The 22,475-nt window shown below is 73.6% G+C and carries 18 protein-coding genes; 15 read left to right on the top strand and 3 right to left on the bottom strand.

Annotated elements, in window-relative coordinates:
- Positions 1 to 61: 61 nt before the first annotated feature.
- The gene (locus VG276_04740; protein HEV8648710.1) at positions 62 to 1,513 is read left to right on the top strand and encodes a PLP-dependent aminotransferase family protein; all 1,452 of its coding nucleotides are present in this window, start codon (positions 62 to 64) and stop codon (positions 1,511 to 1,513) included.
- Positions 1,514 to 1,824: 311 nt separating this feature from the next.
- The gene (locus VG276_04745; protein ID HEV8648711.1) at positions 1,825 to 2,166 is read left to right on the top strand and encodes an MmcQ/YjbR family DNA-binding protein; all 342 of its coding nucleotides are present in this window, start codon (positions 1,825 to 1,827) and stop codon (positions 2,164 to 2,166) included.
- 193 nt (positions 2,167 to 2,359) lie between these two features.
- Here VG276_04745 and VG276_04750 read toward each other — a convergent pair whose 3' ends face one another.
- Entirely contained in the window at positions 2,360 to 3,256 is an 897-nt protein-coding gene (locus VG276_04750) for an amidohydrolase family protein (GenBank protein ID HEV8648712.1), read from the bottom strand.
- Between the two features lie 392 nt (positions 3,257 to 3,648).
- Here VG276_04750 and VG276_04755 point away from each other — a divergent pair, with 392 nt between their 5' ends.
- The 3 genes from VG276_04755 to VG276_04765 all read left to right on the top strand — a co-directional run bounded on the left by VG276_04755 (position 3,649) and on the right by VG276_04765 (position 6,062).
- On the top strand, positions 3,649 to 4,083 hold the full coding sequence (locus VG276_04755) for a hypothetical protein (GenBank protein ID HEV8648713.1): 435 nt from the start codon (positions 3,649 to 3,651) through the stop codon (positions 4,081 to 4,083).
- Positions 4,084 to 4,168: 85 nt separating this feature from the next.
- Positions 4,169 to 4,852 carry a response regulator transcription factor gene (locus VG276_04760; protein ID HEV8648714.1) on the top strand — a complete coding sequence of 228 codons (684 nt, stop codon included), beginning with the start codon at positions 4,169 to 4,171 and terminating at the stop codon, positions 4,850 to 4,852.
- 190 nt (positions 4,853 to 5,042) lie between these two features.
- Positions 5,043 to 6,062: an ATP-binding protein gene (locus tag VG276_04765; protein HEV8648715.1), complete on the top strand. Its 1,020-nt coding sequence runs from the start codon at positions 5,043 to 5,045 to the stop codon at positions 6,060 to 6,062.
- A 196-nt stretch (positions 6,063 to 6,258) separates the two neighbouring features.
- Here VG276_04765 and VG276_04770 read toward each other — a convergent pair whose 3' ends face one another.
- Positions 6,259 to 8,175, bottom strand: coding sequence for a DUF4012 domain-containing protein (locus tag VG276_04770; protein ID HEV8648716.1), 1,917 nt, complete (start codon positions 8,173 to 8,175; stop codon positions 6,259 to 6,261).
- A 329-nt stretch (positions 8,176 to 8,504) separates the two neighbouring features.
- Here VG276_04770 and VG276_04775 point away from each other — a divergent pair, with 329 nt between their 5' ends.
- The 10 genes from VG276_04775 (at position 8,505) to VG276_04820 (ending at position 20,805) form a co-directional block, all read left to right on the top strand.
- Positions 8,505 to 9,422 (top strand): sulfurtransferase, encoded by a 918-nt coding sequence (locus VG276_04775; protein ID HEV8648717.1) that lies wholly within the window; start codon positions 8,505 to 8,507, stop codon positions 9,420 to 9,422.
- Entirely contained in the window at positions 9,419 to 9,859 is a 441-nt protein-coding gene (locus tag VG276_04780; GenBank protein HEV8648718.1) for a SufE family protein, read from the top strand. Before VG276_04775 ends, VG276_04780 begins: the two co-directional genes overlap by 4 nt.
- Before the next feature lie 304 nt (positions 9,860 to 10,163).
- Complete coding sequence (locus VG276_04785) at positions 10,164 to 11,633, top strand: peptide ligase PGM1-related protein (GenBank protein ID HEV8648719.1); 1,470 nt, start codon at positions 10,164 to 10,166, stop codon at positions 11,631 to 11,633.
- A gap of 139 nt (positions 11,634 to 11,772) precedes the next feature.
- Positions 11,773 to 12,849 carry a ferritin-like domain-containing protein gene (locus VG276_04790; protein ID HEV8648720.1) on the top strand — a complete coding sequence of 359 codons (1,077 nt, stop codon included), beginning with the start codon at positions 11,773 to 11,775 and terminating at the stop codon, positions 12,847 to 12,849.
- Between the two features lie 280 nt (positions 12,850 to 13,129).
- Entirely contained in the window at positions 13,130 to 13,333 is a 204-nt protein-coding gene (locus VG276_04795; protein ID HEV8648721.1) for a hypothetical protein, read from the top strand.
- 402 nt (positions 13,334 to 13,735) lie between these two features.
- Positions 13,736 to 15,862, top strand: a complete 2,127-nt coding sequence (locus VG276_04800) for a nitrate- and nitrite sensing domain-containing protein (GenBank protein ID HEV8648722.1) — start codon at positions 13,736 to 13,738, stop codon at positions 15,860 to 15,862.
- A 102-nt stretch (positions 15,863 to 15,964) separates the two neighbouring features.
- Positions 15,965 to 17,206 (top strand): cysteine desulfurase-like protein, encoded by a 1,242-nt coding sequence (locus tag VG276_04805; GenBank protein HEV8648723.1) that lies wholly within the window; start codon positions 15,965 to 15,967, stop codon positions 17,204 to 17,206.
- 80 nt (positions 17,207 to 17,286) lie between these two features.
- Positions 17,287 to 19,518 (top strand): MMPL family transporter, encoded by a 2,232-nt coding sequence (locus VG276_04810; GenBank protein HEV8648724.1) that lies wholly within the window; start codon positions 17,287 to 17,289, stop codon positions 19,516 to 19,518.
- Positions 19,518 to 20,189: a TetR/AcrR family transcriptional regulator gene (locus VG276_04815; GenBank protein HEV8648725.1), complete on the top strand. Its 672-nt coding sequence runs from the start codon at positions 19,518 to 19,520 to the stop codon at positions 20,187 to 20,189. Before VG276_04810 ends, VG276_04815 begins: the two co-directional genes overlap by 1 nt.
- Before the next feature lie 52 nt (positions 20,190 to 20,241).
- Positions 20,242 to 20,805, top strand: coding sequence for a hypothetical protein (locus tag VG276_04820; GenBank protein ID HEV8648726.1), 564 nt, complete (start codon positions 20,242 to 20,244; stop codon positions 20,803 to 20,805).
- A 3-nt stretch (positions 20,806 to 20,808) separates the two neighbouring features.
- Here the strand turns inward: VG276_04820 and VG276_04825 are convergent, their stop codons facing one another.
- Positions 20,809 to 22,410 (bottom strand): ISL3 family transposase, encoded by a 1,602-nt coding sequence (locus tag VG276_04825; protein HEV8648727.1) that lies wholly within the window; start codon positions 22,408 to 22,410, stop codon positions 20,809 to 20,811.
- Positions 22,411 to 22,475: the final 65 nt, after the last annotated feature.

A 22,475-nucleotide genomic window follows, 5' to 3' on the forward strand; every position in this document is an offset into this window, starting at 1 on the left:
CTGCCGCCCTCGACACCATCGAGTCTCGCCGCCAACTGGACTCGTGAGAAGATCCAGTACAGTGAACATTGGTGAGGCCAGTTGGCTGCGTCTCGACCGCAGTCCGCGGGAGACGTTGCGCGCCGCGGTTGAACGGATCCTGCGGGAGGCCATTCTCGGCGGGGTGTTGCGGCCGGGGGTTCGGCTGCCATCGTCACGCGCGCTCGCAGCCGAGCTCGGCGTCTCGCGCGGCGTCACGACCGAGGCGTACAGCCAGCTCGAGGCGCAGGGGTTCCTGGTCAGCAGGACCAAGGCGACGCCAGTCGTCGCCCGGATCGCCCGGCCGAGGCGATCTGCCGAGCCGCTCGAGCCAGCGCTGAAGGCGCCGCGCTACGATCTCGTCTCGACAACGCCGGACGTGAAGCTGTTCCCGATCCGACAGTGGACCTCGGCGCTGCTCGAGGTCGCGCGGACCGCGCCTTCGGCCGCCTTCGACTACGGCGACCCGCGGGGTGAGCGCGAGCTCAGGGAGATGCTCGCCGACCATCTCGGACGGACGCGAGGCATCGTCACCGACCCGGCCCGGATTCTCGTCGTCCAAGGCGCCGCGCAGGGAATCGATCTCCTCGCGCGCGTGCTGGCGGTACGCGGTGCCCGCCGGATCGCCGTCGAGGATCCGTCGCTCGACAGCCAACCCCAGCGAATCCGCGCGCACGGGCTCAAGGTGGTCGGGCAGCGCACCGACGCCGAGGGGCTCGTCGTCGACGGCCTGCGCGCCGACGCGGTCCTCGTCACGCCCGCGCACCAGTTCCCCACCGGCGCCGTCCTCAGTGGCGGACGCCGCCGCGCACTGCTCGAATGGGCGAACCAGCGGCGCGCGCTCGTGATCGAGGATGATTACGACGCCGAGTTCCGCTACGACCGACGACCGGTCCGCGCCCTGCAGGGCCTGGACCCCGAGCGGGTCGCCTATCTCGGGACGACCTCGAAGTCCCTCGCTCCAGCTCTGCGCCTGGGCTGGCTGGCCGTCCCGGCCGAGCTTGCCGGCGAGGCCGTGCGGATCAAGCATTTGCTGGACGTCTGCTCGCCTCCTATCGACCAGATGGCGCTCGCACGGTTCATCAGGCGCGGCGATTATGACCGCCATGTCCGGCGCGCACGCGCGATCTACCACCGGCGGCGCGACCGCCTTCTCGCGGCGCTCAACGCGAAGCTGCCCGGCCTCGCCGTACAGGGCGTCGCTGCCGGCATGCACGTGCTGCTCCGCTTACCACCGGGTGTCGACGACCGAGCGGTCGCCTGTGAGGCAGAGCGCGACGGGGTGCGCATCATTCCCCTGTCCACCTATCGGCTCCAGCCCACTGCGTCGGACCGAGGCGGCTTGGTGATCGGCTACGGGCGGGTTCACGAAGACGAGGTCGAACGAGCGGTCATCGCGCTTGCACGCGCGCTGCGACGGGCTGGAACGATCACCGCCCGGCCACCGCCCGCACCCGCTCCAGACGACGACTGGACGAGATCTGGACCGGAATAACGCAGGGCTCGAATACATGCTCTGCCCCAGCAAATCAGGCACTGCCCAGCAGGAATCGCCTGGTCAGAAGCGGGTTGCCGAAGAAATGTCGGTGCCCCGCCTCTCCTCGTGGTCGGATTTCTGTTGCATCTGATGCAAGCTCGCCGGGCGTGGCTGGGACCGTCGGTGGGGCGCGGTAGCGTTGCTGCATGTCGCGGTATTCATGCCAGGACAGTTCGCACCGCGCACGGCGTTCCCTGCGGCTACGGAGGCGATCCTCGCCGAAATGAGACGGGGTCTGGGGAGCCGATCCTGAGGAGGTGTTGTGGGGGATGGTCACGGCCGAGGACGTGCGGCGGTTGGCTGGCTCGCTGCCGCGCAGCGAGGAGCGGCTGATACGAGACCACGTCAAGTTCCGGGTCGGCAGGCTCGTCTTCGTCTCGATCTCGCCGGATGAGGCGTCGATGGGGTTCGCGTTTCCCAAGGAGGAGCGGGCGGCGCTCGTGGCCAGCGAGCCGGAGAAGTTCCACATGCCGGTCGCCTCGGATGAGCGGTACAACTGGGTGCGGGTGTGGCTGGACGCGATCGACGAGGCGGAGATGCGGGAGCTTGTCGTGGAGGCGTGGCGCATGGTCGTGCCCAAGCGGGTCGCCGCCTCCTACCCGGGGCCGTGAGCCCACCCGGCGTGGTCAGCGGGCCAGTTCGCGGCGGCGGATCAGCTCCTAGGCGGCCGACACCGGCCGCTGGCTTTCCTGGCCGTACACGACCACGTCCGCGGGCCGACCCAAGACCCGTTCGGCGGCTTCGACGGGCTCGCCGCCGCGCTCTACAGCCGCTGCATGGCGGTGCAGCCGGACGCGGCACTGCTCACGCTGCGGTGCTGACAGGACGGTAGAGGGCCACGGCGTTGTCGTGCAACGCCCGCCGGACCGCGTCCTCGCCGAAGGCGGCCTCGAGGGTGTCGCGCGCCAGCGCGACATCGGCGTCGGTGAACGGCCGCGGCGTGCGGGTCGAGGGCAGGTCGGTGCCGAACAGCAGGGCACCGGGATCGACCCGGGCGATGCGCCGCAGCGCCTCGGCGACGTCCACGGTGGAGGCCTGCCGGCCGAAGCCGGTCGCCTTGACCTTCGCGCCGCCCTCGACCAGGCGCAGCAGCGCCGCAAACCCCTCGCCGTCGAGGCCGCCGCAGCGCTCGTCGGGCAGCCCTAGATGGTCGACGACGACCTGCGGCAGGCGTGCGAGCCGTGCCTCCAGGCCGGCCAGGTCGGCGCCGCCGACGTACAGCTCGACGTGCCAGCCGGCCAGGTCGTGGACCCGGTGCGCGAGTGCCTCCAAGTGCTCGAGCGCCTCGCCGCCGCCGCGGCGCAGGTTGAACCGCACCGCGCGCACACCCGCGGCGTGGAGCGCCAGGATCCGCCCGTCAGCGGTGACGGCCGGAAGCTGGGCGACGCCGACGAAGGCGCGTCCGAGCCGGGCCAGCGCGTCGCGCAGGTAGGCGTCGTCGAACCCCTGGAACGACCCGGACACGACCGCGCCGCCGGTCACCTCCACGGGCACGCCGCTGGCGGTGCCGGCGACGCCGACGGGCGCGTCGACGTGGATCGTGCCGGTGCGCGCGCGGTAGCTGGCGACGGTGAACGGCTCGGGGACGAAGCCCTGGTTGGGTGTGAGCGGGAACCGCGGGTCGACGATGTGCAGGTGCGCGTCGAACAGGCGCAGCCGCGAAGGCTGGCGCGCTGCTGCCGACCCACAGGTGTTCTCCACGCGCGCCTCGCTTCCCGGCTGTCGCCACGGGCGCGCCGCTCCCGGCTGTCACCACGGGCGCGCCGCTGGCCACCAGCGACCACGTCCGCTGCGCCCGCGCGTGGAGCGCATCCGTACTCGGCCACCTCGGACGGCAGGACGGCCATGCTGGCGGCCCCGCGCGTGGAGCGCATCCGGGTCCAGCAGCCCGCCGCGAAGTGAGGGCCGAAGGCACCGGCGTCAGCCCACCGGCGACTGACTCTAGCGCACCCACAGGCCGGCCACGGGTGGACGGTTCCTCCGAACGGTTCCTCCGATCGGCCTCCGCACCGCGTTCACAGCTCCTTCACACCGCCCAGGCACCATCGGTTCTGGAAGAAGGAACCCGTCAAGGTCACAAGAAGGAGGACGAGATGCGACGGGCGATCGGTATGGGGTTGGTGCTCCTCGCGGTCCTGGCAGCCGTCGGGATCGGGGTCGGCGCCTACAACCTGGGCGTCTCCGAGGGAGTCTCCCGGGAGCTGGTCCGCAGCGGCGACAACGTCGAGGTGGTGCGGGTGGTCGGCCGGGGCTGGGGCTACGGACCCGGCTTCGGGTTCTTCCCGTTCGGGCTCATCCTGTTCCCGCTGCTGGTGTTCGGGATCTTCCTGCTGGCTCGGGGGGTCCTGTGGCGCGGGCGGTGGGGCGGCCCCTGGTACGGCCCCCGCAACGGCGGGCCTGGCCCGTGGGGGCCGGGCGGGCCGACCGCGTTCGATGAGTGGCACCGCCGCCAGCACGAGCAGGCCGGCGAGCAGCCGCCTGCCAGGGGCGAGCAGGCCACAGTCAGGGGCGAGCCGGCCGGCACGTGAGGCGCCGGCATGGCCGCGGGCACGGGGCGGAGGCTTGCCTCCGCCCCGTTGGCTCGTCAGGCTGCGGGAGGACCGGAGGTAGACGGTGAAGCTGATCCTGGTCGTCGAGGACGACGCGAAGATCGCGCGGCTCGTGCGCGACTACCTCGAGCACGCCGGGTTCCAGGTGCTCGTGGCCGGCGACGGCGACGCCGCGCTGGCCAACGCACGCCGTTCCAGGCCTGACCTCGTCGTGCTCGACCTCGGCCTGCCCGGGCGGGACGGGCTCGACGTCGCCCGCACGCTGCGGCGGACGTCGGACGTGCCGATCGTGATGCTCACCGCGCGTGGCGACGAGACCGACCGGGTCGTCGGCCTCGAGCTCGGCGCGGACGACTACGTGGTGAAGCCGTTCGGCCCCAAGGAGCTGGTCGCGCGGGTCCGTGCCGTGTTGCGGCGGACCGAGACTGCGCGGACCGGCGGGCCTGAGGTGCTCCGCGTAGCGGATGTCGAGGTGGACGTCGCCCGCATGCGCGTCTCGGTCGGTGGACGGCCGGTCGAGCTGACCCCGACCGAGTTCCAGCTCCTGGCGGCGCTGGCGCGCGAGCCGGGTCGTGTCTTCACTCGTGGCCAGCTCCTCGACGCCGTCCACGGCGTGGCGTTCGAGTCCTACGAGCGGGCCGTTGACGCGCACGTCAAGAACATCCGCAAGAAGCTCGAGCCGGCCCCGGGCCGGCCCCGCTACCTGCTCACCGTCCACGGCGTCGGGTACCGGTTCGCCGATGCCTGACCGCCGGCGCGGCCCCGGGCCACGCCCCCCGTGGTGGCCGGAGAACGAGCCGTTCCCGCCGCGCGGGCCAGGCGGGCCACGCGGGTGGGGCGGGCCCGGCGCGCCGGGCGGGTGGGGTGGGCAAGGCGCGCCGGAGGGGCCAGGCGGGCCGGGCGGGTGGGGTGGGAGGCGCCGGGGCTTCCCCCGGCGCGTGGGGATCCTGTTCGCGCTGTTCCTCGGGCTGACCTTCGTGGCCAGCGGGATCGCGGTCAGGCTGCTCTCGGGTGGCTTCGGTGGGGCGGGCGGGCCGCGAGGCGGCCCGCCGCTGGTCCCCCTCCCGGTCCTCGGCGTGGGCGTGCTGGTGGCGGTGCTCGTGGCTGGGCGCGCGGTGCGGCGCATGGCCGCGCCCATCGGCGACGTCATGGAGGCCGCCGACCGCGTCGCCGGGGGCGACTACGAGGCGCGGGTGGAGGCGCGAGGCCCCAGCGAGGTGCGCCGCCTGGCCCGCTCGTTCAACCAGATGGCCGAGCGCCTGGAGGCTCACGAGGCGCAGCGCCGGAGCCTGCTCGCCGACGTCGCGCACGAGCTGCGCACGCCGCTCTCGGTGATCCGCGGCAACGTCGAGGGGATGCTCGACGGGGTGTACCCGGCCGACGCGGCGCACCTCGGGCCGATCCTGGAGGAGACCGCGGTGATGGCACGGCTGCTCGAGGACCTGCAGACGCTCTCCACGGCCGAGGTGGGGATGCTCCGGCTTCACCCCGAGCGCGTGGACCCGGTGTCGCTGGTGGAGGACGCGGTGGCGGCGTTCCGGGTCCGGGCCGACACGGCCGGGGTGACGCTCGACTGGCGCGCCGCTCCCGGCCTGCCCGAGCTGGACGTCGACCCCGTGCGGATCGGGGAGGTGCTCGCGAACCTGCTGTCCAACGCCGTCCGCCACACCCCGCGGGGCGGCTCGGTCGCCGTCACGGTGGAGCCGGCAGCGGCCGGGGTGTCCCTCGCGGTCTCGGACACGGGCCCGGGCATCGACGCGTGGGACCTCCCGCACGTGTTCGACCGGTTCGTGAAGTCGGCCAACTCGGGGGGCGCCGGGCTCGGCCTGGCCATCGCGAGGAGCCTCGTGGAGGCCCACGGCGGTCAGATCACCGCCGAGCGGCGGCTGGGTGGCGGCACCACGATGCGGGTGGTGCTGCCGGTCCAGGACGGGTCGACCGCCGCCCCCTCCCGCTGACGGCACTACGGCCGGCCCGGCGCTCTCCCTGCACCGGCGAGAGGCCGCGGCCCGCGCCAGGCGCCATGCTCGCACGTCGTGCCAGCGGGCTGCGACCGTCACCGGCATGGAGGCCGTGACGCTCCGCGCGCTCGACCCGACCGCTGCCGCCCGGTGCTGGAACGGCTGTGGCAGGCGGCGCTCGTGGGCAGCGGGTTCAGTGCTGCAGGCGGAGGGTGAGGGCCTGGTCGCTGGTGAACGGGCGCGTGGCGACCAGGGTGCCCTTCTCGGCCTTCCAGCCGGGCTGGGGCGGCGCGCCGAACCCCGGCGGGGGCACCACCACCACCCGCAGGGAGGCCGGGTTGACGATCGGCTGGGTGTCGGCCGCGAGCGCGTACCGCAGGCCGGCACCATCGCGCACGGCCGCCCTGGGCAGCCGGTACTCGACCGTGACGGTGCGGGTCGAGCCGGGCGGCATGGACACCAGGAGGCGGACGACCTGGCGGCCGAGCTCGCGGAACGGCGCCCAGCCGGCCTGCTTGCCGTCGACCCGGGCCGAGACGGCGGTGGCCCGGTCGGGCAGGTAGGCGATCACGCCGGGCCGGCCCCAGCTGGTGAAGTACCCGCTCCGCTCCCCGGCCGGTGCGCCCGCCGGGGTGGCGTTCACCAGGCGGACAGTCCGGGTCACCCGGGCCGACCCGTCGGGTGCCAGACGCACCACCTGCTCGATCGAGCGCCGCTGGTAGAAGTCGACCTTGCTGGCGTTGCCGTTCTGGGTGTAGACGGCGAGGTAGTCCTGGGGGGCGGGCGACAGGTCGCCCCCGAGACCGTGGGCGAGGGTGGTGCGCTGCAGCCCGGCGTCCCGGAAGTAGAGCTGCACGTGCCTGCCCTTGGCCGCCTCCCCGAGGGCCTCGACCTGGCCGAGGAGCTTGCCGCCGGTGAGGATGCGACCCAGCATCGCGTCCATGAGGGCCTCGTTGACCCGGTGGCGCGCCTCCTTGTCGGGGATGCGCTGGTAGCTGTCGGCGAGCAGGAGCCGCACCAGCTTCTTGCCGCTCACCGAGCCGTAGCCAGGCGCGCTGACCGGCCCGGTGACACGCAGGAGCTTGGCGAACGCGGTCGGGTCCATGGCGATCACCCCGTCGCCGCGGGTCCCGGTGATGGCCTGGTAGGCGCGGAGCATCTCCTCCCCGGAGGTGGGGAAGTGGGGAGACAGGCCGGAGCTGGTGAACCTCGACACCGAGCCGGGCGGGTGCCACGGGTCGCCGGGCAGGTAGGGCCAGCTCACGCCGAGGTTGAGCCGCTGCTCGGTGGCCTCGCCGCGCCGCAGGATCGAGACCTTGCCGAGCTCGAACCGGACCAGCGCGACCGCGAGCGGCGCCCCGCCCATCGCCTTCAGCTCCGCCGAGTTCATGACCGCCACCAGGTAGGTGCGAGGGCCGTCGGCACCGACCGCGGGCGGGAGCGCCCGGAGCACGGTGACCAGCGGGCGGACCTGCCGGTCGAGGTCGTCGACCTCCCGGAGGGTGGCGTCGCGGGCCTGGGCGGCGCCCGGGGCGAACCGCCCCCCGCGCACCTGGCGCAGCTCGGCCCTGGCCCGGTCGAGGTCGCCGAGGATCGCCGTGGTGTCGGTGACGGCCCGGGCCGCGGTGGCCAGGTCGACGCGCCCGTTGCGGAACAGTGTGGCCTTGTCGCCGGTGACCCGTGCCTGGACGCCCAGGGCGCGGTCGGCGGTGCCGACCAGCACGTGCCCGGCGGCCAGCAGGTGGCCGAGGTCGGCCACTGGCGAGGCGGCCACGGGCAGGCGCCCGGCGATGCGCACGGGCGTGCGCGCCGCGGCGGCGTCGGCCCGGCGCAGCTCGGTCCGGGCCGCCTGCACGGCCCGCCGCGCCCCGGCGTCGTCGCCGGCCCTGAGCGCCCGGCTGGCACGCTTGAGGTCGGCGCGGGCGGCCGTGGCCGACGTCTTGACGTCCCGGGCGGCGCGGGTGAGGCCGAGCGCGAGCCAGGCACCGGCCGCGACGGCGCCCGCGACCGCGAGCAGCATCGCCAGAGCGACCCAGCGGCCCCAGCGCCGGCGGGGGCGGCCGGGGGCGGTGGTGCCATCCGGCGTGACGGTTCCTAGCCCGGCGGCCATGCGCCACCTCTTCGACTGCAGCGGGGCGCCGCCGGCCAGGAGGCGGCCGGAGCGCCGAGATGCCCGATTCTGCTGGGCAGCACCTTCCGGCTCCAGGAACGGACCTGTCGACCTGCGGAAGGGGGATGCCGTCTACGCGATGCGCGCGAGCACGGCAGCAGCGTCGTGTGCGCCATCAGCCCCCCTCCCGCCAGGTGGCCCCCGTTCGGGCTACAGCGGTCCGAACGAGAGCGTACGGTGACATGTATCGGCAGCGCGAGCGCGGGGTTCACCCGACCCCGCCCCGAGCCGCTGCGCCGGGACCGATCACCGAGACCGAGGAGGAGCCGATGCGTCCTGTGGTGGAGCGCGACCCCGCCGAGAAGCTGCGCGCCTATTTCCGTCCGGAGCGGCTGGTCACCACCGCCTGGCTGGCCGACCACCTGGACGACCCGGGGCTGGTGGTGGCCGAGTCCGACGAGGACGTGCTGCTCTACGAGACCGGCCACATCCCCGGGGCGGTCAAGATCGACTGGCACAACGACCTGAACGACCCGGTCGTCAGGGACTACGTGGACGGCCGGGGGTTCGCCGGGCTGATGTCGTCCAAGGGGGTCACCAGGGACACCACGATCGTCTTCTACGGCGACAAGTCCAACTGGTGGGCCGCGTACGCCCTGTGGGTGACCACCCTGTTCGGGCACGCCGACGTGCGGCTGCTGGACGGCGGCAGGCAGAAGTGGATCGAGGAGGGGCGGCCGCTCACGACCGAGGTGCCCGAGCGCCCGCCCGCCGAGTACCCGGTGGTGGACCGGGACGACAAGGCCATCCGCGCGTTCCGCGAGGACGTCCTCGCCCACGTCGCCACCGGGGGCCGGCTGGTGGACGTCCGCTCGCCCGGCGAGTACTCCGGCGAGCTGCTCGCCATGCCCGACTACCCGCAGGAGGGCGCGCTACGCGGCGGCCACATCCCGGGCGCGGCCAACGTGCCCTGGAAGCGGGCTGCCAACGACGACGGCACGTTCAAGACCGCCGAGGAGCTCCGCGCGATCTACGAGGGCGAGCTCGGCCTGGCCCACGGCGACGACGTGATCGCGTACTGCCGGATCGGGGAGCGGTCCAGCCACACCTGGTTCGTGCTCTCCCAGCTCCTGGGCTTCCCGCAGGTCCGCAACTACGACGGCTCGTGGGTCGAGTGGGGGAACTCGGTGCGGGTGCCGATCGAGCGGTCGGCCGAGCCGGTGCGGCTGTCCCCGGAGAAGGGATGACCAAGGCCGCCGTGCCGGCCCGCCTCCAGGAGGTGGTGGAGGAGTTCGCCGACCTGCCCCGGGAGTTCCGCCTCGAGGCGCTGCTCGACTACTCGCGCCGCGTCCCGCCGCTGCCCGACTGCCTCGAGGGCCACCGGGACGCCATGGAGCAGGTCCACGAGTGCCAGACGCCGTTCTTCGTGGCCAGCGAGGTGGCCGGCGACCAGACGGTGACCCTCTGGTTCGACGCGCCCCCGGAGGCGCCGACCACCAGGGGCTTTGCCGGCATCCTGTCCGAGGGGCTGAACGGCGCCACGGTCGGCGAGGTGCTCGCCACCCCGGACGCCTTCTGGACCACGATGGGGCTGCACGAGGTCATCTCGCCCCTGCGCCTGCGGGGGATGACGGCCATCCTGGCCCGGGTGAAGCGCCAGCTCCGCGTGCGGGCCTCGTCATGACTCCAGCCCGGCGCCCGCCCGCGGGCGCCGGGTAGCCGCACCCTGTATCGCCCGCCCGCGGGCGCCGGGCAGCACCCTGTATCGCCCCGCCCGCGGGCGCCGGGCAGCCGCACCCCGTATCCCCCCGCCCGCGGGCGCCGGGCGGCGGCCCGTATCGCCCGTGCAGGTACAACAAGTACAATCCGGGTGCATCCGCGCGTCCTTGGCGCCGTGACCACCGCCGGCGCAGGCGCCGGCAACGCCGCGGGACCGACGTGCGCGGGTGTGCGCGCAGGAAGGACGAGCGCGACGTGATCGGCCCACCGTGGTGACGACCGGGGCACGACCGGCGACCTTCGAGGAGCTCCAGGCTGGCTTTGCCGGGCGCACGTGGGGGAGCGACCCGTTCCTGCTCGACGCGGGCACGGTCGTGGTGCTCCCGTCGCTGTCGTTCCCGGTGTCGGAGCTGCGCAAGATCGTCGGCATCCAGCACTACGAGGAGCGCATGCTGTTCGTGCTCCTGCTGCTGCGCAACCCCCAGCTCCGCGTCGTCTACCTGACCTCGCAGCCGGTCGACCCGGCAATCATCGCCTACTACCTCAGCTTCCTGCCCGACCCGGCCGGCGCCCGGGAGCGCCTCGACCTGGTCTGGGCCGGCGACCCCGACCCCCGCGCGCTCACCGCCAAGCTGCTCGAGCGGCCGAGGCTCCTGGCCCGGGTGCGGTCGCTGGCCGGCGACGGGCCGGACGCGTACGTGCTGCCGTTCAACGTCACCCCGTTCGAGCGGACCTTCGCCGAGCAGGTCCGGCTGCCGATCTACGGGCCCCATCCCGACCTCGTCCGCCTGGGGTCGAAGACCGGCAGCAGGCGCGCGGCCCGGGCGGCCGGCGTCCCCATGATCGACGGGTGGGAGGACCTGCGCTCGCTGGCCGACGTCGAGCGCGCGGTGCGGCGCCTGGCCTCGCGCACGCCGCCCCCGCCCGAGGCGGTCGTGGTCAAGCTGAACGACGGCTTCTCCGGCCAGGGCAACGCCATCGTGGACCTGCGCGACCCGCGCGGGGTCCTGGTCGACTGCCCGACCACCTTCGGCGCGGCCGAGGAGTCCTGGCCGTCGTTCGCGGCCAAGGTGGAGGCGGACGGCGCGATCGTCGAGGAGCTGATCCAGGCACCGGGCCTGGTCTCGCCGAGCGTGCAGCTGCGGATCGCCCCCGGCGGCCAGGTCGAGCTGGTCTCCACCCACAGCCAGCTCCTCGGCGGCCCGGGCGGCCAGGTCTACCTCGGCTGCCGCTTCCCGGCCGACGACGCCTACCGGCTCGACATCCAGCGCTGGGCGCTGCGGGTCGGCGAGGTGCTCGCCGCCCGGGGCGTCATCGGCTGGCTCGGCATCGACTTCATCATCGCGCCCAGCCCTTCCGGGGTCGAGACCTACCTGAGCGAGATCAACCTGCGCATCGGCGGCACCACCCATCCGCTCTGGATGGCCCTGCTGGTCACCGAGGGCCGCTACGAGCCAGCCACCGGCCAGCTCGTCGCGGCCGGCCGGGCCAAGGCCTACGTGGCCAGCGACAACCTCAAGTCCCGCGACCTGGTCGGGCTCGGGCCGGCGCAGGTAGTGACCCGGGTGCGTCAGGCCGGCCTCGCCTACGACCCCGCGACCCGGACAGGGGCGACCCTGCACCTGCTCGGCGCGCTGCGCGGCTTCGGCAAGGTGGGCGTGACCTGCATCGCCGACTCCCCGCCGGCCGCCGACGACCTCTACCGCGAGGTGACCCGCCTGCTCACCGGCAAGGGGTGAGCCCTGGCCATCAGCAGCCCTGCACGTAGCTCGGGGCGGCGACCGGGAAGGATCCGCGCGGTAGACGCCGTGTCACAACGCTTCGTACCCTTGATGGTGGTGGCGACCGCAGACCCCACCGCAGACCCTGGGAGGCGACGTGAGCTCGACGCGCATCTACACCCTACCCATCGAGCAGACCGGCTGGCAGGTCCCGGGTGGCAGCACCACCGCCTTCTCCTGGGAGTACGACGAGGGCCGCGACCGGCTGCTCAGCCTGTACGACCGGGGCAAGCAGAAGCAGTGGGACGCCGCCGAGCGGATCGACTGGTCGCTCGACGTCGACCTTGACAACCCACTGCTCACCCCGGACGAGTCGGTGCCCATCTTCGGCTCGCGGGCCTGGGAGGCGCTCGACGAGCGGGGACGCGCGCAGGTCCGCCACCACGTCACGGCCTGGCAGTTCTCGCAGTTCCTCCACGGCGAGCAGGGCGCGCTGATCTGCGCCTCGAAGATCGTGCAGACGGTGCCCGACCTCGACTCGAAGTTCTACGCGGCCACCCAGGTCATGGACGAGGCCCGCCACGTCGAGGCGTACTCCCGCTACCTGCACTCCAAGCTGCAGCTCGCCTACCCCATCAACCCCCACCTGAAGGCCCTGCTCAACGACGTCATCTCCGACGGCCGCTGGGACATGACCTACCTGGGCATGCAGGTGCTGATCGAGGGGCTCGCCCTGGCCGCGTTCGGGCTGATCCGCGACCTCACCCGCAACCCGCTGGCGCAGGCGATCAACGCCTACGTGATGCAGGACGAGGCCCGCCACGTCGCGTTCGGGCGTCTGGCCCTGCGCGACTACTACCGCGAGCTCGGCGCCAAGGAGCGCGAGGAGCGCGAGGAGTTCTGCGTGGAGGCCTGCTACCTGATGCGCGACCGCTTCCTGGCCGAGGAGGTCTGGGGCAACCTCGACCTCGACGCCGAGGAGAGCATCCGCTTCGTCAAGGAGTCGAGCACCTTCCTGCAGTTTCGCACCCTGCTGTTCACCCGCATCGTGCCGACCCTGCGCGACATCGGCCTGTTCGGCCCGAAGGTCCGCGCGGCCTTCACCGACATGGGCGTCCTGGGGTTCGAGGCGGTCGACGTCGAGGAGCTGATGGCCTCCGACGAGGGCATCGCCGAGGGCATCGACGCGGAGCGGCGCGCCCAGGTCGAGCAGACGATCGCCGCCGGCGCCTGAGGTCGCCGCCGGCGCCTGAGGGCCCGCGGAAGATTTCGTCCCTTCGGACCATCGGCGCGCCCGCCGGGCCCGTGGAGCGGGCTAGTCCCGTGCCGGTTCGTCCGCCAGGTCCGGTCTGGCGCGGGCGCTACGGCCCGGCACTAGTGCGTGCGCTGGTGCCAGCCTCGGTCCCCGGCCGGGGGCGGCCCGTATCCCAGGTCGGGCTCGTGGCGCCTTCGTCCAGAGGCGCTCGTGGCGCCTTCGTCCTGAGGCAGTGGTACGTCCTGAGGGGGAAGCAAGGATGATGATCGTACTGCTCGCCCTGCTGGTCGGGGCCGTCGGGGGTGGTGCCGGCATGGCGATGTTCGCCGCCCACCGGATCGAGCAGGAGGCGACGCGCCAGTTCAACCGCGGGATCGAGCAGGGCCGGTGGCTGCACGAGGTCGCCACCGCCCGCCCGGTCACCGACGCCGAGCGCAAGCGACGGGTCGCCGCGCTGGTCTGACGGCACCGCGCAACCGCCGACCCGTTTGGCTGTCCCGAATTCTGCGTCCCGGCGTCGACGCCCGGTATTCCTGAATTGCGTGGGCAAACCCGACGCGTCAGGCGGGCGGCCTGAATGGTTGCGCCCCTATGGCGCGAAAGATAGGCTTCCGCGAGTTTCCTCCCCCATGCCCGCACGGGCGCCAGGCCGAACGCCGATGAAGAAGCAGACGCCCCAACCTCTCGGCGCGGTGCTGCGGCCATGCGTCGTCGAGGCGTCTGGCGCACCGCGGTCGCCATCCATGGATGCCCAGGTCAGCGCCGGCTTCGGAGCGCGCGCCAGGGGCGCGGCGGGCCGCGCCGCCCTGGCTCGGGGCCGTGCCGGCGTCGCTTCCCAATTCCGGTCGACAGCGAAAGGTGGCAAATGTTTCGTAACGCGCCGATCCGGACCAAGCTCATCGCCACCCTGATCGCTCCGCTGCTGGTCTTGACGACCCTCGCCCTGGTCGGGATCCGGTCGAATCTTGCCGAGAGCGCAAGAGCAGCGCGGGTAAACGAATTCGTGGTCTTCGCCGGGAGCCTCGCGCCGCTGGTGCACGAGCTGCAGGGTGAGCGGAGCCTGTCCTCGAGCTATCTCAGCAGCAACCGGGAGTCGGGCGGCCCGGAGCTGGCCGCCAAGCGGCGGGCAGTCGACCTGGCCGCGTCCGCCTGCAAGGTCGCGGCCGGGCGGCTGGACCTGCCCGCCACCGACCGCGGGCTGACCGAGCGGGTCGCCTACGGCCTCCGCGAGCTCGGCAACCTGCCGGTCCAGCGCCGGGCGATCGACACCAGGCCGGTCACGCCCGAGGACCTCGCGGTCGAGCCCGGCATCGAGAAGCACGAGGAGGAGGGAGAGGAGCACCCCGACCAGGGGCACGGCCCGATCGACACGCCCGGCAAGGCGCTCGACCAGTACACCGACACGATCAACGACCTGCTCGACATCAACAGCAGCTTCGCGCCCACGAGCGACAACGCCGAGCTGCTCCGGGCGGTGACCGCCTCGGTCGCCCTGTCCCGGGCCAAGGACTTCACCGACGCCCAGCACGGGCTGCTCAACGACGTCTTCACCCAGCACCGGTTCCGGTCGGGCCAGTACGGCAAGCTCACCTCGGTCATGGCCGCCGAGGCCATCTACACGGCCCAGTTCGAGAGCGCGGCCACCCCGCAGCAGCACGAGATGTACAAGCGCGTCCTGGCCGGCCCTGAGGTGGAGCGGGTGACCAAGCTGCGGGAGCTGGCTGTGGAGAGCGAGAACGACCGGCAGATCGCCGCCGACCCCCGGGCCTGGTTCTCCGCCATGGCCGTGCAGCTCGACCTGCTCCGCAGCGTCGAGCAGCGGCTGAGCGCCGACCTGCTCTCGGTCAGCTCGAGGATCAAGGCCGCCGCCGACCGGCGCGCCGCGCTCTACAGCTTCCTGCTCGCTGCCGCGCTCGTGCTCGCGCTGGTGCTCGCGCTGGCCACCGCCAGGTCCCTCATCCGGCCGCTCGGCAGGCTGCGCGACGCCGCCGACGAGGTGGCCGAGCGGAAGCTGCCGGGCATCGTGCGGCGCCTGCAGCAGGGGGAGAGCGTCGACCTGGCGACCGAGTCGGCCGCGCCCATCCAGACCCGCTCCGGGGACGAGATCGGGCAGCTGGCCGAGTCGTTCAACGCCGTCCACCACGTCGCCGTCCAGGTCGCCGGCAAGGAGGCTGCGCTGCGGCGCGGCGTCGGCGACATGTTCCTGAACCTGGCCAGGCGCAGCCAGGGGCTGATCGCGCGCCAGCTCGAGCTGGTCGGCGAGCTGTACCAGAAGGCGCCGAACCGGGAGCTGCGCGAAGGCCTGACCGAGCTGGACCATCTGGCCACCCGGATGCGCCGCAACGCCGAGAACCTCATCCTGCTCTCGGGGGCGGAGTCCAACCGCCGCTGGCGGGGACCGATCGCCCTGGCCGACGTCGTCGCCGCGGCCGCCGCCGAGGTCGAGCAGCAGGACCGGGTCGAGCTCGCGAGACTCCAGGAGACCCAGGTCGCCGGGCGGGCCGCCACCGACGTGGTCCACCTGCTGGCCGAGCTGATCGACAACGCCATCTCCTTCTCGCCGCCGGGCACCAAGGTCCGGCTCGCCGGGCAGGCGCTGCCGCCCGGCAGGTACCTGCTCGAGATCGAGGACCAGGGCGTGGGCATGACCGACGACGAGCTCGTCAAGGTCAACCAGCGCCTGAGCGACCCGCCCGTCGCCGACTTTGCCCTGGCCAAGATGCTCGGCTTCGTCGTCGTGGGGCACCTGGCCACCCGCCAGGGAATCAGGGTGCAGCTCCGCCACTCCTGGTACGGGGGGGTCACCGCCCTGGTGCTGCTGCCGGCGGGCGTGGTGAGCGAGCCAGCCGGCCCCGACGCCCTCCCCGGCGAGCTCACCCGGGAGGACGCCGGCGAGCCGGCCGCCATGAGCCGGGCAGGGGCCGCCCCCGCCCTGCCCGACCACCGCGTGCCCATGGTGCACAGCCCCCTGGGCCGCTGGCCGGGTAGCTGAGCGCGCCCCACCCCACTGCACCGGCCCCGGTCGCATCGGCCGGGCCGGGCGTCGATCTCTGGCACGATCCTGGCGGACCGTCCGACTCTGCGAGGAGCGCCCATGCCCGACCTCAGCCGCTGCCGCAGCCAGTTCCCGTCCCTCGAGCGGGTCGTGGGTGGCCGCCCGGTCGCCTACCTGGACGGCCCCGGCGGCACCCAGGTGCCGGCCGGGGTCATCGCGGCCGTCACCGGCTACTACCAGAGCAGCAACGCCAACGCCCACGGCGTCTTCGCGGCCAGCGTCGAGACCGACGCGGTGATCGCCGACGCCAGGGCGGCGGTGGCGGCGCTGCTCGGCGCGCCCAGCCCGGCCACCATCTCGTTCGGGCAGAACATGACCACGCTCGCCTTCTCCCTCGCCCACGCGCTCGCCCGCCGTGTGCGGCCCGGCGACGAGGTGGTGGTCACCGACCTCGACCACGACGCCAACGTCACCCCCTGGCGGGTGCTGGCCGAGCGCGGCGCCGTGCTCAGGCACGTCCCTGTGCGCCCGGACGCGACCCTTGACATGGACGCGTTCCGCGCCCTGGTCGGCGAGCGGACCCGCCTGGTGGCGGCCGGGTACGCCTCCAACGCGGCCGGGACCGTCAACGACCTGGCCACCATCCGGGCCTGGACCCGTGAGGTGGGCGCCCTGCTTGCCGTGGACGCGGTCCACTGGGTGCCCCACGGCGTGGTCGACGTGACCGCGCTGGACCCCGACTTCCTGTTCTGCTCGGCCTACAAGTTCTTCGGGCCCCACGTCGGCGTGCTCTACTCCCGGCCGGGCGCCCTGGACGCCCTGCCCACCGACCGGGTGCGGCCCCAGCGTGACGCGGCGCCCGAGCGGGTGGAGACCGGCACCCTCAACCATGCCGCCCTGGCCGGGGTGACCGCCGCGGTGGAGTTCGTCGCCGGCCTGGCACCCGCCACTCCCGCTGACGGGGAGCTGCGCGAGCGGCTGGTGGCGGCCATGACCACGGTCTACGACGGCGAGCGCCGGCTCCTGGAGCGGCTCTGGCAGGGTCTCGGGGAGCTGCCCGGGGTGCGCCGCTTCGGGCCCGAGGTGGGCGAGGCCCAGCGCGCGCCCACGGTCTCCTTCACGGTCGACGGCGTCCACCCCGACGAGGCCGCGGCCAGGCTCGCCGCTGCGGGCGTCTACGTCTGGAGCGGGAACTTCTATGCGGTGACCGTCGTCGAGCGCCTCGGCCAGGCCGCCTCCGGTGGCCTGGTCCGGGCCGGCGTGGCCCCCTACACCACCGAGGAGGAGGTGGACCGGCTGCTCGCCGTGGTCGCCGGCCTGCCGGCCCCCGTGTCCAGCTGACTCCCACATCAGGGCTTGACAGCATCGAGTCTGACGAAGTTAAGTTGACCCAGTTAACCTAACTGCGTCAGGAGAGTGTCATGCTCGCACGGCTCGCACGGTTCCTGCTCCGCCGGCGGCTCCTGGTCCTCGCGGCGACCCTGGCCTTCGTGGTCGCCGCCGGGGTCTTCGGGGGCGGGGCGGTGGCCAGCCTCAAGTCCGGCGGCTTCGACGACCCCAGCGCCGAGTCCAGCAGGGCGGCGGCGGTGCTGCGCGACACCTTCGGCGCCGGCGACCCGAACCTGGTGCTGCTGGTCACCGCCAAGCATGGGACGGTGGACGGCGAGGCGGCCGCGGCCGAGGGCCGCGCCCTCACCGAGCGGCTGGCCGCCGAGCCCGACCTCACCCAGGTCGGCTCCTACTGGACCCTGGACGCACCCGCGCTGCGGAGCAGGGACGGCCGCCAGGCGCTCGTGCTCGGTCGCGTCACCGGCGACGAGCAGGCCCAGGACGAGCGCATCGCGGAGCTGGCCGCCGCCTACGGGCGCGACGGCGCCGCCACCAGGGTCCAGGTGGGCGGCTCGCTCCAGGTCGGCCACGACATCGGCGCCCAGGTCCAGGAGGACCTGGCCAGGGCCGAGGCCATCTCGGTCCCGCTCACCCTGCTGCTGCTCGTGGTCGTGTTCGCAAGCGCCGTGGCCGGCGCCCTGCCGCTCGCCGTCGGCGGCCTCGCGATCGTCGGCACGCTGCTGGTGCTGCGCGTCCTGGCCGGCCTCACCGACGTGTCGATCTACTCCCTGAACCTGACCACCGCACTCGGGCTGGGGCTCGGCATCGACTACAGCCTGTTCATCGTCTCCCGCTACCGCGAGGAGCTGCGTGCCGGCCGCGAGCCCGGCGACGCCCTGGTCGTCACCGTGCGCACGGCCGGCCGGACGGTGCTGTTCGGCGCGGCCACGGTGGCCGTCTCGCTGCTCGCCCTGCTGGTCTTCCCGCTGTACTTCCTGCGCTCGTTCGCCTACGCCGGGATCGCGGTCGTCGCCCTGGCCGCGGTGGGCGCCCTGATCGTCCTGCCTGCCCTGCTCGCCCTCATCGGCCGCCGCATCGACCGCTTCCGGCTCCCGCTCGGCCGGCGGCGGCGCGCCGCCGGCCCGGGCCTCTGGCACCGGATCGCGGTCACGGTGATGCGGCGCCCGCTGCCCGTCGCCCTCGCCGTCGTCGCCTTCCTGGTCCTGCTCGGCACCCCGTTCCTCAACGTCCGCTTCGGCCTGCCCGACGACCGGGTCCTGCCCGTCTCGGCCCCCAGCCGCCAGGTGTCGGACGCCGTCCGGGCCAACTTCGAATCCAACGAGGCCGCCGCACTCTCGGTGGTCACCACCGGCGCCGAGGGGCCGGCCGGGCACGCCGCCGACATCGACCGCTACGCCGGCGAGCTCTCGGCCCTGCCCGGGGTGGCCAGGGTCGACGCCCTGACCGGCACCTACGCGCACGGCCGGCGGGTGGCCGGGCCCAGCCCCGCCTCCCGCCGCTTCGCCGCCGCGACCGCCACCTGGCTCTCGGTTGTCCCCTCGGTCGACACCAACTCCCCCGAGGGCGAGGCCCTGGTCGAGCGGGTCCGTGGCCTCTCGGCGCCCTTCGCGGTCAAGGTCGCCGGCCCGGCCGCCCAGCTCGTCGACACCAAGGCCGCGCTGTTCGGCCACCTGCCGGCCGCCGCCGCGGTCATCGCGCTGGTCACCTTCGTGGTGCTGTTCCTCATGACCGGCAGCGTCGTCATCCCGGCCAAGGCGCTGGTCCTCAACCTGCTGTCGCTCACCGGCATCTACGGCGCCATGGTCTGGATCTTCCAGGAGGGGCACCTGGCCGGCTTCCTCGGGTTCACCGCCACCGGTACGATCGACACCTCCATGCCCGTGCTGCTGTTCTGCATCGCGTTCGGGCTGTCAATGGACTACGAGGTGTTCCTGTTGAGCCGGATCAAGGAGGAGCACGACCGCACCGGCGACACCGTGGCCGCGGTCGCCCTGGGGCTGGAGCGGACCGGCCGCATCGTGACCGCCGCGGCCGCCGTGCTCGCCGTGGTGTTCCTCGCCTTCGCGACCTCCCAGGTCAGCTTCATCCAGCTCTTCGGGATCGGCAGCGCGCTCGCGGTCGTGGTCGACGCCACCCTCATCCGGGCGCTGCTGGTGCCCGCGTTCATGCGCCTGGCCGGCCAGGCCAACTGGTGGGCGCCGCGCCCGCTGCGCCGCCTCCACGACCGGATCGGCCTGTCCGAGGGCGGTCCGGCCGAGCCGGCGCCGCATGCGCACCCTGACCCGGAGCCGGTCAGGGCCTGATGGCCGCCGACGCGCAGCGCGCCGCCTCCCCCCGCCGCCACCGCGCGCGGCGGGGGGAGGGCGAGCGCCTGCGCGCCGAGATCCTGGACGCCGCCACCCGCCTGCTGTTCGAGACCGGCGACGGGTCGGCGGTCTCCATCCGCGCCATCGCCAAGGCCGTGGGCGTTACCACGCCCTCCATCTACCTGCACTTCGCCGACAAGGACGAGCTGCTCTGGGCGGTCTGCGAGGAGCAGTTCCGCAAGCTCGACGAGACGTGCGAGGAGGCCGCGGCCGGCTCCAGCGACCCGCTCGACTCGCTCAGGCTCCGCGGCCATGCCTACGTCCGGTTCGGGCTCGACAACGCCGAGGCCTACCGGATCCTCTTCATGGGCCGGGGCGACGAGATGCCGGAGGAGGCCGCCCTGCATGCCGTGCAGGAGTCGGCCGCCTTCAGCCACCTGGTCGAGGCCGTCCAGCGCTGCATGGACGCGGGCGCGATCCGCCGCGAGGACCCGTTCGTGGTCGCCTTCGGGCTCTGGGCGCTGGTCCACGGGGTCACCTCGCTGCTCATCTCGCTGCCGTCGTTCCCCTGGCCCCAGCGCCCCGAGGAGCTGGTGGACCAGCTGCTGGTCCACCACGTCGGCGGCCTGCGTGACCCCGGTCCCCCGGGCCGGAGCCGGCCTGCATGACCCCGGCCTACGGTCCCTTGCGCGCCTCGAGCGCCCGGGGTATGTCTTGAGCATGGCTGCCGCGCCCGCCGCCGACGACCTCCGGCTGTTCCTGCTGCCCGAGCAGGGGGAGCCTGGCGCCGGCCGCCGGGACGCGCCGCGAACCGGGCGGGGCCGCCCGCCCAGGCGCCCGGGCCCGAACCTGCTCGCGGTGGACGGCAACGGGCTCGCGCACCGTGCCTTCCACGCGGTCGGGGGGGCGGAGGCACCCCCCGGCGCGGCCCTGGAGCGGGTCGTGGCCATGCTCGCCCGCATCGCCGGGACGGTCCGGCCCACCGCCTGCGTGGTCGGCTTCGACGACCCGGTCCGGTCGGTCCGGCGCCAGCGCGCCCCGCAGTACAAGGCGGCCCGCCCGCCCAAGGAGGACGCCCTCGTCGAGCTGCTCGACGAGCTGCCCGGCCTGCTCGGGCTGCTCGGCCTGTGCGTGGCCGTGCCCGACGGGCTGGAGGCCGACGACGTGCTCGGGTCGGCCGCGCAGCTCGCCACCAGGCGGACGGTGCCGGCCGCCCTGGCAACCGGCGACCAGGACGCGGGTTCTGGCCCACATTCCGTGATCGGACTGGCCCCGGGTCGGTGAGCCTCATGCGAGTAGGACCCGTTTGCGGAGCAGGTCGAAGTTGGCGCGGCCGTACATCTGGCGCTTGAGCATCTTGATGCGGTTGACGGTGCCCTCGACCGCGCCCGAGCTGTAGGGCAAGGTTAGGCCGTTGACCACGGCGGTGTGATCGCGCTTCAGGCCGGCGGTGAACGAGCGCAGGTGGGGCAGTTCGTCGCGCTCGACCTGGTCGATCCAGGCGTCGAGGCGGTCGCCGTGCAGCCCGGTCAGCAGCTCGGCGAACCCGGTGACGTGGCCGGCGAGGGCTTCCAGGTGCTGGCAGCGGGCCAGCACCTCCTTCAGCTTGACCTGCTCGTCGGCGTCGAGGCTGTCGGGATGACGCAGCAGCCATGCGGTGACGTGGCGGACCTTGGGTGGTGCGGGCGTGGCGGGCGGCGCTGCGCCGGCCGCGGCGGCGGTCGCCCCGGCCACGCGGAAGGGGCGCACATAGGCGATCACGGTGCCCAGGCTGCCGGCGTAGCCTTGCTCGCGGATCTCACGGAACAGCTGCGAGGCGCTCGTGCAGCCGTCGTTCCACCGCTGGTGCAGGTAGGGCGTGAACGCGTCGAGGATGCTGGGCCGCCCCGCACGCGGCGTGGCCAGCAGCTCCTCGACGCTGCGGGCGCGGACGAACCGGCGCACCGTCTCCTTGGCCAGGCCGAGTTCCCGCATGATCGGCTTGATGCCCTTGCCCTGGGCGACCAGCGCCTGCACGGCCGCGTACCGCTGCCGGGTACGCACGACGATGGCCCTGCTGTCGGCGCGGGCGGCGGCCGCGTCGCTGGCGACCTGCTCGACGTCGACAGCAGGGCCAGGGTCGGGGTCGGGGATAGCAGGGCCAGGGTCGGGGTCGTGGGTCGGTGGCTGCTTGAGCGGCGCAGTGCTGGTCGGCTCGGTCGCGTTCAGGCAGCGGTGGTGGGCGGCGACGGTCTTCTCCACGTGGAGGGCCAGGTTGTGCCACAGATGCCAGCGGTCGGCGACCTGGATCGCCCCCGGCGCTCCCTGCCGAGCGCCATCGGCGTAGGCGCCGGCCCGGTCCCGGCAGACTACCTTCGTGCCGGGGTGCTCGCGCAGCCACCTGGCGAAGGTGCTGGCTTCCCGGTCAGCCAGCAGATCGACCGGGCGGTGAGTCGCCATGTCGACCAGCACGCTGCCGTAGACGCGGCCGCGGCGCAGCGCGAAGTCGTCGACGCCGAGCACGGCCACGCCAGCCGGCTCGGGATCTGGCAGCGCCCGGACCAGCCGCAGCAGCGTGCTGCGGCTGGTCGGCAGCCCCAACGCGCCCGCCAGCCGCGCTCCGGCGCGACCCGCCAGTGCCAGGCCGATCGCCTCCAATATCCCACGCGCCAGCGGGCTGCGGCGGGCGTACGGCGAGGTCAGGCCTGCGATCTGCTCGGCGAAGGTGCGGGCTGGGCAGGTGGGGTTACCGCAGAACCACCGACGGACCCGCAGCCTGAGCACCACCTGGCGGCTGCCGAGCGCGGTGTCGGCCAAGCTACGTTCGTAGCGGCTGTGCACCCTGGTCGACAGGTAACCGCAGGTGGGGCACCTGGCCTGGCCGGCCCGTGAGGACGCCCAGACCCGCACGGCCAGGTCGGTCTGCTCGACCTGCTCGACAGCTACGCCTGCCAGGTGCGGTAAGAGAGCATCGA

It is taken from the genome of Actinomycetes bacterium (assembly GCA_036000965.1).
Taxonomy (GTDB): domain Bacteria; phylum Actinomycetota; class CALGFH01; order CALGFH01; family CALGFH01; genus DASYUT01.